The 13,071-nt window shown below is 70.1% G+C and carries 11 protein-coding genes; 7 read left to right on the top strand and 4 right to left on the bottom strand.

The genetic code is table 11. The features are described from left to right. Positions 1 to 14: 14 nt before the first annotated feature. Both ACTIE9_RS05560 and ACTIE9_RS05565 read left to right on the top strand, forming a co-directional pair. The gene (locus ACTIE9_RS05560) at positions 15 to 362 is read left to right on the top strand and encodes an L-rhamnose mutarotase (RefSeq protein ID WP_439564586.1); all 348 of its coding nucleotides are present in this window, start codon (positions 15 to 17) and stop codon (positions 360 to 362) included. Beyond that, entirely contained in the window at positions 329 to 2,644 is a 2,316-nt protein-coding gene (locus ACTIE9_RS05565) for a family 78 glycoside hydrolase catalytic domain (RefSeq protein WP_439564587.1), read from the top strand. Before ACTIE9_RS05560 ends, ACTIE9_RS05565 begins: the two co-directional genes overlap by 34 nt. Here ACTIE9_RS05565 and ACTIE9_RS05570 read toward each other — a convergent pair. The 3 genes from ACTIE9_RS05570 to ACTIE9_RS05580 form a co-directional block, all read right to left on the bottom strand. Beyond that, positions 2,622 to 3,716: a Gfo/Idh/MocA family protein gene (locus ACTIE9_RS05570; protein ID WP_439564588.1), complete on the bottom strand. Its 1,095-nt coding sequence runs from the start codon at positions 3,714 to 3,716 to the stop codon at positions 2,622 to 2,624. The genes ACTIE9_RS05565 and ACTIE9_RS05570 overlap by 23 nt on opposite strands. Then, the gene (locus ACTIE9_RS05575; protein ID WP_439564589.1) at positions 3,701 to 4,390 is read right to left on the bottom strand and encodes a ThuA domain-containing protein; all 690 of its coding nucleotides are present in this window, start codon (positions 4,388 to 4,390) and stop codon (positions 3,701 to 3,703) included. Before ACTIE9_RS05575 ends, ACTIE9_RS05570 begins: the two co-directional genes overlap by 16 nt. A 145-nt stretch (positions 4,391 to 4,535) precedes the next feature. Then, complete coding sequence (locus ACTIE9_RS05580; protein ID WP_439564590.1) at positions 4,536 to 5,570, bottom strand: LacI family DNA-binding transcriptional regulator; 1,035 nt, start codon at positions 5,568 to 5,570, stop codon at positions 4,536 to 4,538. 163 nt (positions 5,571 to 5,733) lie between these two features. On the opposite strand from ACTIE9_RS05580, the gene ACTIE9_RS05585 reads away from it, so the two are divergent. Both ACTIE9_RS05585 and ACTIE9_RS05590 read left to right on the top strand, forming a co-directional pair. Further along, positions 5,734 to 6,957, top strand: a complete 1,224-nt coding sequence (locus ACTIE9_RS05585; protein ID WP_439564591.1) for an endo-1,4-beta-xylanase — start codon at positions 5,734 to 5,736, stop codon at positions 6,955 to 6,957. A 59-nt stretch (positions 6,958 to 7,016) separates the two neighbouring features. Next, positions 7,017 to 8,096 carry a glycoside hydrolase family 172 protein gene (locus tag ACTIE9_RS05590; protein WP_439564592.1) on the top strand — a complete coding sequence of 360 codons (1,080 nt, stop codon included), beginning with the start codon at positions 7,017 to 7,019 and terminating at the stop codon, positions 8,094 to 8,096. A gap of 22 nt (positions 8,097 to 8,118) precedes the next feature. Here ACTIE9_RS05590 and ACTIE9_RS05595 read toward each other — a convergent pair whose 3' ends face one another. Next, on the bottom strand, positions 8,119 to 9,321 hold the full coding sequence (locus tag ACTIE9_RS05595) for an ROK family protein (protein ID WP_439564593.1): 1,203 nt from the start codon (positions 9,319 to 9,321) through the stop codon (positions 8,119 to 8,121). An 82-nt stretch (positions 9,322 to 9,403) separates the two neighbouring features. On the opposite strand from ACTIE9_RS05595, the gene xylA reads away from it, so the two are divergent. The 3 genes from xylA to ACTIE9_RS05610 are packed head-to-tail and all read left to right on the top strand — an operon-like array spanning position 9,404 to position 13,068. Then, entirely contained in the window at positions 9,404 to 10,594 is a 1,191-nt protein-coding gene (gene xylA / locus ACTIE9_RS05600; RefSeq protein ID WP_439564594.1) for a xylose isomerase, read from the top strand. 2 nt (positions 10,595 to 10,596) lie between these two features. Continuing rightward, positions 10,597 to 12,093 (top strand): xylulokinase, encoded by a 1,497-nt coding sequence (locus tag ACTIE9_RS05605; protein WP_439564595.1) that lies wholly within the window; start codon positions 10,597 to 10,599, stop codon positions 12,091 to 12,093. Between the two features lie 9 nt (positions 12,094 to 12,102). Further along, positions 12,103 to 13,068: a 1-phosphofructokinase family hexose kinase gene (locus ACTIE9_RS05610; RefSeq protein WP_439564596.1), complete on the top strand. Its 966-nt coding sequence runs from the start codon at positions 12,103 to 12,105 to the stop codon at positions 13,066 to 13,068. Positions 13,069 to 13,071 lie beyond the last annotated feature (3 nt).

Here is a 13,071-nt window from a genome sequence, read left to right on the forward strand (position 1 = left end):
GTCATGCTCTCGAGGTGATCGCAGGCTTCCGAACGACGCTGAGGCAGGATGCCGCGCAGCGCTACGTTGAAACTCATCAGCAGATTCCCGAGGCGGTTGCCAATGTGCTGCGCGACGAGGGACTCATTGCCTGGCGCATCTGGATCGACGGCTCGACCGTCTTCCACATGATCGAGACGCGTCACGGGCTCGACGACTTCTTCGATCGCCTGGGTGTGCGGGGGCCGATCGACGCGGCCTGGGATGCCATCATCCACGAGCTCGTCGATGACCGTGCCGACGCGAGCGCCACGCTTGCGCTGGTCTGGGGCATGGACAGCGATCGGCAGTGGCACGACGTGCAGAGCGACCCCGCCTCGTGATCGACCGGGTGCCGCGGTTCATCACTCCCGCGAACGAACCCGACAGCGCGCCGCTTTTCCGTCGTGATCTTCCGATCGATGAGGGCCACGGTGCTGTGGTGTCGGCGCGCCTTACTCTCAGCGCCCTCGGCATCGTCGAAGCGTGGATTAACGGCACGCCCGTGAGCAACGACCTGCTGACACCGGGCTGGACCAGTTACGAGTGGCGGCTGCACTCCGTCACGCACGATGTCACCGCGCTGATGGCTCCGCAGTCGACGATGGGCATCGCGATCGGCAACGGCTGGTACCGCGGACGCCTGGGGTGGATTCCGACACAGCGCTACGGCGATCGCCTCGCCGCCTATGCGGAACTTCGCCTGGTCTTCGAGGATGCTCATGAGCAGGTCATCGTCACCGATGAGTCGTGGCAGGTCGGGCCCAGCAGCATCACGGCGAACGACTTCTACGATGGCCAAAGCATCGACGCACGGCTCGCCGATGATGACTGGAAGCAGCCCGGCTTCTCGAGTCCGCTCTGGGGTGCGGTGCGGGTTCTCGACTACGCGGGTGCGGTGGTCTCCGACCCCGTCGCCCCGGTGCGGCGGATCGCCGAGCTCGCTCCGCAGCGAGTTTGGAGCAGCGAGTCGGGCTCGATCATCGTCGACTTCGGTCAGAACATCGTCGGATTCCTGCGCCTGACCCTGCGCGGGGAGTCGGGGCAGGTGGTTACAGCGCGGCATGCCGAGGTGCTCGACGGGGGGAGGCTCGCGACGCGGCCGCTCCGCACGGCCGCGGCCACCGACCGCTTCACCCTCAGCGGCGGCGTCGACACCTTCGAGCCCTCCTTTACGTTCCACGGCTTCCGCTACGCAGAGCTCGAGGGCTGGCCGGGGCAGCCGGACGATGTCGGCGCGGCCGTGCGCGCAGTCGTGATCGGCACCGACCTCCACCGCACGGGTCATTTCGCGTGCTCCGTGCCCGAGCTGAACCAGCTACATGAGAATGTCGTGCGGGGCATGCGCGGCAATTTCATCGATATTCCGACGGACTGCCCACAGCGCGACGAGCGGCTCGGCTGGACGGGCGACATCTCCGCGTTCGCGCCGACGGCGGCGTACCTGTTCGATGTGCAACAGTTCCTCGCCGACTGGCTCGTCGATGTGGGCCTCGAGCAGTCGCACCACGGTGGTGTCGTGCCGTATACCGTGCCCGACATTCTCAAGTACGCCGCCGACCCGCCGCTCGGTGCAGGGTCACCGGAGGCGACGGCGATCTGGAGCGATGCATCCGTCTGGGTGCCCTGGGCACTGTGGGAGGCCTACGGCGACCCGCAGGTGCTGCGGTCGACGGTCGATTCGATGGTGGCCCATGGTCGACGGGTGCGGTCGCTGCTGTCGCCATCGGGCGTCTGGGATGCTGGCTTCCAGTTCGGCGACTGGCTCGACCCAGACGCTCCTCCCGATCGTCCGGGCGCCGCCAAGGCGGATCGTGGTGTGGTGGCGACCGCGTGCGCCTATCGAACGGCCGTGTGCATCAGCGCCGTGGCAGAGCTTCTCGATCGCCCCGCGGAGCACGAGGAGTTCGCGCGGATGGCCACCGAGCTCCGTGCGGCGTTCCAACGGGAGTACGTGGGAGATCAGCGAATCAGCAGCGACTGCGCGACGGTGTACGTGCTTGCCATCGTGTTCGGGCTACTCGACTCCGAGCAGAGCGCGTGGGCGGGCGCCCGGCTCGCCGAGCTCGTGGCGGCGAGTGGCGATCGCATCTCGACCGGATTCGCCGGCACGCCTTTCGTAATGGACGCCTTGACCATGACCGGGCATATCGACACGGCGTACCGCCTTCTGTTGCAGCGGGAGTGCCCGTCGTGGCTGTACCCCGTCACGATGGGGGCCACCACAGTCTGGGAGCGGTGGGATTCGATGCTGCCCGACGGTTCGATCAACCCCGGCGACATGACGAGCTTCAACCACTACGCGCTCGGCGCTGTCGCCGACTGGATGCACCGCAGCCTCGGCGGGCTCGCGCCGCTCGAACCGGGCTACCGCCGTATGCGCATCGCCCCGCAGGTTGCCGCGGGCATCGACTGGGCGAGCACCTCGCTCGAGACACCGCACGGTCTTGCCGCGGTGCACTGGCGAACCGATGGCGAGCTCGTGCGCCTGCAGGTGACGATTCCCTCCGGAACGACCGCGGTGGTCGTCTGGCCCGGCGACCCCGACCTCGAGCTGAGGCCGGGATCGCACGAGCTCGTGCTGCCGCGCAGGGTCGCTCGGGTCAGCGACGAGCTAGCTCGGTGAGCGGAACCGCCGCCGGGCGGGTCACTGTGCTGCCGATCTCGACGGTCGATCGCTGCGCGACCGCGGTGAGCGTCGACTCCATGACATCGAGCACGTGGAAGGCCATGTCGCCTCCTGCGCGAGCCTCCATACCGTGCGGTGTCGCGGCGAGATCGGCCAGACCGATGCCGCGGCCCCCGTCAACATAACCCGCACTCGGGGCGAGCGTTCGCCACTCCGACTCGTCGAGCCCGAGCAGGTCGACATCACCCGTGAAGAAGTTCGGGTCGGGAACTGCGAGGGTGCCCGTCTCGCCATGCACCTCGATGTTCGCCGATCGGGTGCCGACGGCGTCGAACGAGACGATGAGCGTACTGATCGCTCCGCTCTCGTGCTGCAAAAGGGCCGTGACATGCGAGTCGATGTCGACGGGCACGACGGCCCCCGCCCGGTCGCCCGTGGCGATCGTGCGGCTGCTGCGCATCCGGCTCGCCATACCGGTGACGGCCGCCACTGGGCCGAGCAACGTAATGAGCGCCGAGAGGTAGTACGGGCCCATGTCGAACAGCGGACCGCCGCCGGGCTGGTAGTAGAAGTCGGGCGCCGGGTGCCAGCGCTCATGGCCGGGGGTGACCATGGTGGCGCTCGCGGCGATGGGCGCGCCGATCATCCCGTCATCGATCGCTTTGCGGGCCGTCTGGATGCCCGTGCCGAGCACGGTATCGGGGGCACAGCCGACGCGCACGCCGCCGGCGGCCGCGGCCTCAAGTATCCGTCGGCCATCGGCCGTGTTCGTCGCGAGTGGCTTCTCGCCGTACACGCTGCGGCCGGCGGCGATTGCGGCGAGCGCCACCCCAACGTGCTCAGCCGGCGTTGTGAGGTTGAGCACGACATCGATGTCGTCGCGAGCGATGAGCTGCTCGGTGCTCAGGGCGACGACGCCCGGGCGCTCGGCGGCGGCGGCCTCAGCCCGTTCGGCGTTGAGGTCGCTCACGGCGACGAGCTGCACGTCGGCGAGCGAATCGATGGTGGTCAGGTACTGTCCCGAGATCGTGCCGATTCCGACGATCCCTACAGTCAACGGCTTGCCCACAGCAGGCCCCTTTCGATGATGGTGCGAACGGTTGGGTTGTCGAGCACTTCGACGCGGTGCCCCGCGGTGCAGACGAAGATGCGTCCCTTGCCCCACCGGCGGGTCCACACCGAGGGGCTGACGACGGGTTCGAGCCAGGCGTCGAAGGGGCGTGCGGCGACCGTGGTGGTGGCGAGAACGTCGTTGTACGAGTCGCTCAGCACCCAGTACTGCTCGGTGGTGAGCTCGAAGTCGTCGATACCCGCGACGATTGGGTGGTCGCGCTTCTCGGGAACGATGTTGATCGTGTACGTCAGGTAGTTGTCGGACTGCTCGCCGATGCGCTTCTCGGGCTCGATGCCGGCGTGGTGGGCGAACTGGCCGCCGATCATGTGCAGGTAGTCGGCGCTGTTGCGGTACGAGTCGGCGATGCCGCCGTGCCAGCCGCCCATACCCGTGCCGTTGCGGACGGCCGTGATGAGCCCATCAAGCGGCTCGCGTTCGATCGTGTTCATGGTGTTGGCCTGCATGACGAGATCGACCGTGGCCATGTACTCGGCGTCGGCGTAGACCGCGGTCGATTCTTCGACGCGGATCGTGTACCCGTTGCGCTCGAGGTGGGGGATGAACCGCTCGGTGGCTTCCTGAGGTTGGTGGCCGTCCCATCCGCCTCGGACGACGAGGGCGGTCTTCACGAGCGGCCCGGGGTGGGAGTACGGAGGAGCATCGCGGATCTGCTTTCTGCTGGAGTGCGGCCAGGTTAGGAGACCATCTCGTGTCGACGCGCTCGCGGTGCCCGACTCCGAAACCTTTCCGTTTCGACGGATTCCCGTCCAATGCTCACCGAGGCGGGGCGGCCGTGCTGCCGCGCTCGATGAGGGCGACGTCGAGGGTCAGTCGCGACACAGCGAGCGGGCGCCCGGCGATCAGGGTGAAGAGCATGCGGGCGGCCTGTTCGGCCATCTGCACGACCGGTTGCCGCACGGTCGTGAGCGGCGGTGCCAGCCATTCGGCGGCGGGCATATCGTCATAGCCCACGATCGAGAGATCGCCGGGGATCGAGAGACCGCACTGGCGGGCGGCCTCGTAGAGCCCGATCGCCTGCAGATCGGTGCTGGCCACGATCGCCGTCGGCCGCGGCGTCATCGCCAGCAGTCGCAGGCCGGCGGCCAGACCGTCGTCGCGCCCGGAACCGGTGGTCACGATGAGCGCCGGGTCGATCTCGACCCCGGTCTCTTCGAGCGCGGCGTGGTAGCCCGAGAGGCGGGCCCGGGCGAAGAGCAGCGAGGTGGGCATGGTGACGGCGGCGATGCGCCGGTGGCCCAGGGCGACCAGGTGCCGCGTTGCCATCCATCCGCCCTCCCAGTTGGCGGAGGCGACGGCGGGCGAGTCGCCGTCGGGAAGCGCGGCGGGGTCGACGATGACGAACGGCACTCCGCGCACCTGTAACTGGCGCTTGGCGGCGCTCGTGAGCTGCGAGAGCGCAAGCACGAGACCGAGCGGGTGACGCTGGATGACGCCATCGATCCAGTCCTCGCCGGGGTCACGACGGGCGCGCTCAGTCAGGATGATCGCCGTGCGGTGCTCGAGCGCGACCTGCTGCACCCCGCGGAAGACGTCGAGCGACCACTGGCTGCTCATGCGGTCGACCACGAGCTCGATGAGCGCGCCCGGGGTGGCATCGCCCCCGCGGCGGCGGTAGCCGAGTTGGTGCAGGCTGCTCTCGACGCGCGCTCGCAGCGCTGGGGTGATGCCCGGGCGCCCGTTGAGCACCTTCGAGACCGTCGACTCGGCGACGGAGGCGTGCTGTGCGACCTCGGCCAGGGTCGGCCTCCGACGCGCAGCATCGCGGCCGGGGAGCGGTTCGGTGCCCATGACCCTCACCATACTTCGGGCCAAGTCGGAAATCTTTCCGGACTGATGTGCAGGCCCGCACGCTCCGTCAGCACCGCACTACGGTGCTCTCACCCTCACATCGAGGCGCACGGTTGCCCATCGAGACGGAAGAGAACCCCCATGATCACAGAGACAGCGAACGGTGACTGAGCCCTATGCCCACCGGCGGGCGTCGGCAGAGCTGACGGTCCTCGGAGCCGACGGGCATCCCCTCGCCCACACCGATGTCATGGTCGCGCAAACGCGGCACGCCTTCGGGTTCGGCTGCATCGGCTTCGACTTCGTCGAGCACGCCAACGGCTCGCGTGACGAGAGCGCTCTGGCCGACGACTGGTTCGGGCTGTTCGACTTGGCGATCCTGCCGTTCTACTGGGGTGACTTCGAACCCGAGCGCGGTCGGCCCGACACGGCGCGGCTGCAGCAGACGGCTCGCTGGTTCCGTGAGCGAGGAGCGCGGGTCAAGGGCCACCCCCTGGTGTGGCACACGGTGAAGGTGCCGTGGCTCGACGGCGTGCCGCTCGATGAGGTCGAGCGCCTCGTGCGCGACCGGGTGCGCCGCGACGTGACCGACTTCGCCGGCCTGGTCGATGAGTGGGACACGATCAACGAGGTCGTCATCATGCCCGACTTCGTCAACGAGCCCGACGGTATCCCCAACCCCATTACTCGCCTGGCTCAGCGGCTCGGCCGTGTCGAGATGGTGCGCCTCGCGGTTGACGAGGCGCGCGCCGCCGACCCGACCGCTCGCCTGCTGCTCAACGACTTCGATCTCTCGGCCGATTACGAGCGCCTCATCGAGGCCGTGCTCGAGGCGGGCATCCGTCTCGATGCGATCGGCGTGCAGACTCACATGCACCAGGGCTTCCGCGGCGCCGAGCTGCTCGACATCGCCGACCGCTTCGGGCGATTCGGCTTGCCCGTGCATTTCACCGAGACGACAATCGTCTCTGGTGAACTGATGCCCTCCGAGATCGTCGACCTTAACGACTTTCAGGTCGAGACGTGGCCGTCGACCCCCGAGGGGGAGGCGCGGCAGGCGCACGAGCTCGAGCAGCACTACCGCATGCTCGTGGGGCACCCCGCGGTGGAGTCGATCACCTACTTCGGCATCACCGACCGCGATGCCTGGCTCGGTGCGCCTGCGGGGCTTGTGCGCCTCGACGGCACGCGCAAACCCGGCTACGACACGCTCGAACGCCTCATCCGGGGCGAGTGGTGGTTGGCGCCGACGATGCTGCGCACCGACGAATCCGGACGCATCCGGCTCTCGGGCTTCGCGGGCGACTATGCGCTGTCGCGGGCGGATGCTCGGGCCGACGTGACCGTGCCGAAAGGCGCTTCGGAATTCACCATGACGCTTCGGTAGTACGCTGCACGGCACATTGCCCGCGGCACGGGAGACTCCGGCGACGTATCATACGTCGTATGTCTCAGCCCAACATTGACGCTTTCGGCCTTGCCCGCCCCTCCGCCCTCGCGAGCCGATCGATCAGCCCCGAGAACCCCACTGGCCTTCCCGGCCAGGGCGGGCGTGCAACGACCGGCACCGGAGCGGAGGCGGCGCGCGATCTCGGAGTGGGCTGGAAGGTGAGCCCGAGCATCCCGCTGCCGGCCCGCTCGGTCGTCGAGCTCGCGGCGATCGAGGGCAGCGGCATGCTGCAACACCTGTGGGTTCCCGTGCGCCCCGAATGGTGGCGACGTCTCGTTATTCGGTTCTACTGGGATGGCGCCGACGAGCCCTCGATCGAACTGCCCATCGGGGATCTCTTCGGGCTGGGCTGGGACGAGTTCACCGTCTTCTCGTCGTCGAGAGTGGTGACGGCCCCCTACTGCGGTCTCAACGTGTACTGGCCGATGCCGTTCCGCACCGGCGCGCGCGTGACCATCGAGAACATCTCCGACGACGAGACCTTCCTCTACTACTACCTCGACTACGGCCTCGGTGAGGTTCCCGACGACGCGATGTACCTCCACGCCACCTGGAACCGCAGCAACCCCGTCGAGGGCGGCATACACACGCTGCTCGACGTCTCAGGCGCCGGCAAGTACGTCGGAACCTATCTCGCCGTCGGGGTGAACCACCCCGGCTGGTGGGGCGAGGGCGAGTTGAAGTTCTTCCTCGATGACGACGGTGAGTTCGCCACCATCGTGGGCACGGGCACCGAGGACTACTTTGGCGGAGCCTGGAACTTCGACGTTCCGGGGCGCGGTTACACCCCCTACTTCAGCGAGCGCGTGGGACTGCATCAGGTCATCAGGCCCGATGGTCTCTACAGCAGCCAGACCCGGTTCGGCATGTATCGCTGGCACTCGGACGACGCTGTCGCGTTCACGAGCCGCCTGCGCGTGACCGTGCAGAACCTTGGCTGGAAACCCGACTGGCGGTACCTGGTGCGCCGCGATGACATTGCCTCGACCTCGTTCTGGTACGCCACGAGTCCGCGGGCGTCCGGCACGCCCGCCCTGGATGCCGACGTGCTGCTCGTCGCGTCTCCGCGGCCGTGATGGTCGTCCGCGGCACCGGACGCTAGGGCGCGATCGGGCGCAACGGCACCTCGGTCGGGTCGGCGATGAGCGCGTCCCAGGCGAGCTCGGCCGCGCCGATCAGCAGCCGCTGCGCGCCGAGGGCCGCCACCTCGATGCGCACATCGCGGGCCGTCACGGGCAACGCCTCGGCGAGAACTGTGTGCCGGTCGTGCTCGCCCACCGCGCGCCAGAGCGCCGCCAGATGCCCGCCGAGCACGATGCGCTCGGGGTTGAGCAGGTTCACGGCGCTGCGCAGGGCGATCGCGAGCCAGCCGAGCTGCTCGCTCAAGATCGCCCCGACCGGCCCCTCGGAGCCCTCGAGGGCGACGGCCGACTGCAGCGCGGCATCCAGTTCGTCGTCATCGGGGTGGCTCAGGTCGACGGCCGCCGACAGGGCGTCGCGCCGCACGAGCGCCTCGAGGCAGCCGTGGGCGCCGCAGGCGCACAGCGCGCCGCGCGGGTCGACCGACACGTGGCCGATTTCGCCCGCGTAGCCCGCTGATCCATCGACCGGGTGCCCGTCGATGACGAGACCGCCGCCGATGCCGCTCGGCCCGCCATTGAGGTACAGCACCGAGGCCGCGCCCTGCCCGGCCCCGAAGGTCAGCTCGGCGCGGCTGCCGAGGTGTGCGTCGTTCGCCGCTGCGACGGGCATGTCGAGTGCGAACGCCAGCGGGGCGGCGAGCGGTTCATCGCTCCAGCCGAGCCGGGGGGCGAGCCGCACGTAGCCGTCGTCGCGGCGCACCAGGCCGGGCACCGCGACGCCCGCGCCGAGTACCTGTGCCTCGGGATGTGCGGCCGAGAGTTCGCGGACGACGCGGGCCACGATCGCCACGACCTCGGCGACGCCCGGGCGGTCGACCGCGGTGCGCCGACGCGCCACGATCTCTCCGCCGAGCGAGACGAGCGCGATGTCGATGACGTCGAGCTCGGGGTTGATCGCAGCGACGAGCCACTGGTCGCGCGTGATGACGAGCGGGCTGGGCCGGCCGACCCCCGATCGCTGCCCGTCGTCGCGCTCGTCGACCCACCCGTGCTCAACGAGCACACCGACGAGATCGCCGATGGTCGAGCGGTTGAGGCCGAGCGCGCGCGTCAGGTCGGCGCGGGTCACACCGCGGCTCTCGTGCACGAGCCGCAGCACCGCGGCGAGGTTGCGCTGGCGCACCCGGCCCGCATCCGTCGCCGCCCGCTCTGCCACCATGCATCCAGTCTGGCGGTCTCCGCCATCGGGTGATACGTTGTGCTCCACAACATATACCCCTCAGCGCAGAGAGAAGACGTTCATGGCCCTCACGCCGACCCCCGCCGACCAATTCACCTTCGGGCTCTGGACCGTCGGCTACAACGGTGCCGACCCCTTCGGCGGGCCGACCCGCGCGCCCCTCGACGTCGTGCACGTCGTCGAGAAGCTCACCGAACTCGGCGCCTACGGCCTCACGCTGCACGACGACGACCTGTTCGCGTTCGGCTCCACCGACGCCGAGCGGCGCACCCAGATCGATCGGCTCATCGCCGCGTCAGCATCCACGGGCCTCAAGGTGCCCATGATCACGACCAACCTCTTCAGCGCGCCCGTCTTCAAAGACGGCGGCTTCACCTCGAACGACCGCGCCGTGCGCCGCTTCGCGCTGCGCAAGGTGCTGCGCAACCTCGACCTCGCCGCCGAGCTCGGCGCGCACACCTTCGTCATGTGGGGCGGCCGCGAGGGCGCCGAGTACGACGCGGCGAAAGACGTGCGCTCGGCCATCGCGCGCTACCGCGAAGCCGTCAACATCTTGACGCAGTACGTCACCGACAAGGGCTACGGAATCCGCTTCGCGATCGAGCCCAAGCCCAACGAGCCGCGCGGCGACATCCTGCTGCCGACCCTCGGCCACGCCATGGCCTTCATCGAGACGCTCGAGCACCCCGAGCTCGTCGGCCTCAACCCCGAGGTCGGGCACGAGCAGATGGCGGGCCTCAACTTCACGGCCGGCATCGCGCAGGCGCTCGAGGCCGGCAAGCTCTTCCACATCGACCTCAACGGCCAGCGCGGCATCAAGTACGACCAAGACCTCGTCTTCGGCCACGGCGACCTGCACAACGCCTTCTCGCTCGTCGACCTGCTCGAGAACGGCGCCCCCGGCGGCGGTCGTGCGTACGACGGCCCGCGCCACTTCGACTACAAGCCCTCGCGCACCGAAGACGAGAACGGCGTGTGGGCCTCGGCCGCCGCCAACATGCGCACCTACCTGCTGCTCAAGGAGCGCGCCGCGGCGTTCCGCGCCGACCCCGAGGTGCAGGCGGCGCTCGCCGCGGCCCGCGTCGACGAGCTCGCGCAGCCCACGCTCGGCGCGGGCGAGACGGTCGACGACCTGCTCGCCGACCCCACCGCGTACGAGAGCTTCGACTCGGGCGCCTACTTCAACGGTCGCGGATTCGGGTTCGTGCACCTGCAGCAGCTGGCCACCGAGCACCTGATGGGCGCCCGCTAACGATGACCCTCGTGGCGGGCGTCGACACCTCGACGCAGAGCTGTAAGGTGCTGATCGTCGACGTCGCGACGGGGGCGACCGTACGGGAGGGGCGCGCGCCGCATCCCGACGGCACGGCGGTCGACCCCGCCGCCTGGTGGTCGGCGTTCGTCGCGGCCGTCGAGCAGGCGGGCGGCCTCGCCGACGTCGATGCGATCGCGGTGGGCGGCCAGCAGCACGGCCTCGTCGCGCTCGATGCCGAGGGCCGCGTCGTGCGCGACGCCCTGCTCTGGAACGACACCCGTTCGGCCGGCGCCGCCGCCGACCTCGTGGCCGAGGTGGGCGCGGCAGAGTACGCGGCGCGCACCGGCCTGGTGCCCGTCGCCTCGTTCACGGCGACGAAGCTGCGGTGGATGCGCGACCACGAGCCCGATCTCGTGCCCCGTATTGCGGCCGTCGCCCTGCCCCACGACTGGCTGACCTGGCGGCTGCGCGGCTACGGGCCCGCCGGCGAGAGCCCGCTCGGGCCCGTGCTCGAGCAGCTCGTCACCGACCGTTCCGACGCGAGCGGCACGGGGTACTGGTCGCCGTCGACCGGCGCGTACGACCTCGAGCTCTTCGCGCTCGCGCTGGGGCGCCCGGCGCGCGAGGCCGACCCGAGCGGAGCATCCGGTGGTGTCCACAATTCAGGAGTTCCGGCCGCGGTCGTACTGCCGCGCGTGCTCGGGCCGAGCGTGTCGACGACTGTCGACGCCGAGACTCCTGAATTGCGGGGATCGCGTGCGGGCGTGCTCGTGGGCGCGGGCGCGGGCGACAACGCCGCCGCGGCGCTCGGCCTCGGCTCCGGCCCGGGCGACGTCGTCATCTCGATCGGCACGAGCGGCACGGTCTTCGCCGTGAGCCCCGAGCCCGTCGTCGACGAGTCGGGCGCCGTCGCCGGCTTCGCCGATGCTGCGGGGGCATACCTGCCCCTCGTCGCGACCCTGAACGCGGCGCGCGTGCTTGACGCCGTCGCCGCCCTGCTCGGCGTCGACCACGACGGCCTCGCCGACCTCGCGCTCGCGGCCGAGCCCGGCGCGGGCGGCCTCGTGCTGCTGCCCTACTTCGAGGGCGAGCGCACGCCCAACCTGCCCGACGCCACCGCCACGCTCGCGGGCCTGACTCTCGCTTCCACCACCCGTGAGAGCCTGGCCCGCGCCGCGATCGAGGGGATGCTGTGCGGCCTCGCCGACGGACTCGACGCGATCGTGCGGCACGGCCTGCGACCCCGGCGCCTGCTGCTCGTCGGCGGCGCGGCGCGGTCGCGGGCGGTGCCCACGATCGCCGCGGCCGTGCTCGGCCTGCCCGTCGTCGTGCCCGAGCCGGGCGAGTACGTCGCCCGCGGTGCCGCGCGGCAGGCGGCCGGGCGGCTCGGCGCGGGCGTCGAGTGGCCGCTCGCGCTGCATGCGGCGGTCGAGCATCCGGCGCAGCCTCACGTGCGGGCCGCCTATGCGGCAGCCTTCGCGCGCATCTCTCACTAGCCTGAGGGCATGGCGCACAGCCCTGCAGCATCTGCCGCCCACCCGGCGCCCATCGTCACGCTCACGGTCAACCCCGCGCTCGACGTCAGTACGACGACCGAGACGGTCATGCCCGAGCACAAGATGCGCTGCGGGCCCAGCCGCGTCGACCCCGGGGGCGGGGGAGTCAACGTGAGCCGCGTCATCGAGCGGCTGGGCGGGCATTCCACCGCGATCTACGCGGTCGGGGGCCCGACGGGGCAGGCGTACCGACAGTTGCTTGAGGCCGAGGGCATCATCGGCCGTGCCATTGCGATCGCCGGGTCCACACGCGAGAACATCACGATCGACGAGACATCGACCGGCAAGCAATTTCGCTTCGTGCTGCAGGGCCCTCACCTGAGCGAGGCCGAATGGATGCGCTGCCTTCAGGCCACGGAAGCAGCCATGCACCTCGGCGGCTACGTGGTGCCGAGCGGCTCGCTCGCGCCTGGCATGCCCGACGACTTCTATGCGCGTGTCGCCCGCCGCGCCCGCGAGCTGGGGGTGCGCTGCGTCGTCGACGCGTCGGGGGCGGCGCTCGCCGAGGCGGTCGCAGAGGGCGTGTACCTGGTGAAGCCTTCCGGGCGCGAACTGGGTGAGCTCGTCGGCGCCCCGACGCTGACGATCGACGAGAAGGTTGAGGCCGCCCGCGAGCTGGTGGCGCGCGGCCGCGTCGAGGTGGTTGCCCTGACCCTCGGGGGCGACGGCGCCGTGCTCGTCACGGCCGAGGGCGTCACGCGTCTCGCCTCGCCACCGATCACCGTGCACTCGACGGTCGGTGCGGGTGACAGCTTTCTCGGCGCGATGGTGCTGCGTCTTGCGCAGGGCCATGACCTCGCGGCGGCGTTTCGCGGCGGCGTCGCGGCCGGAGCGGCGACCGCGACGACCGAGGCCACCGAGCTGTGTCACCGCGACGTCGTCGAGCGGTTCGAGCGCCAGCTCGCTGCGGGGTGAGGT

Origin of the sequence: Microcella sp. (assembly GCF_051860105.1) — a bacterium.
In the GTDB taxonomy this organism is placed as follows: Bacteria; Actinomycetota; Actinomycetes; order Actinomycetales; family Microbacteriaceae; genus Microcella.

Bases quoted from the DNA above. Each gene is read 5' to 3' on its own strand.
- ACTIE9_RS05605 (WP_439564595.1), top strand. From the start codon at position 10,597: ATGACCCTCGTGGCGGGCGTCGACACCTCGACGCAGAGCTGTAAGGTG.
- ACTIE9_RS05590 (WP_439564592.1), top strand. From the start codon at position 7,017: ATGTCTCAGCCCAACATTGACGCTTTCGGCCTTGCCCGCCCCTCCGCC.
- ACTIE9_RS05610 (WP_439564596.1), top strand. From the start codon at position 12,103: ATGGCGCACAGCCCTGCAGCATCTGCCGCCCACCCGGCGCCCATCGTC.
- ACTIE9_RS05595 (WP_439564593.1), bottom strand. From the start codon at position 9,321: ATGGTGGCAGAGCGGGCGGCGACGGATGCGGGCCGGGTGCGCCAGCGC.
- xylA (WP_439564594.1), top strand. From the start codon at position 9,404: ATGGCCCTCACGCCGACCCCCGCCGACCAATTCACCTTCGGGCTCTGG.
- ACTIE9_RS05580 (WP_439564590.1), bottom strand. From the start codon at position 5,570: ATGGGCACCGAACCGCTCCCCGGCCGCGATGCTGCGCGTCGGAGGCCG.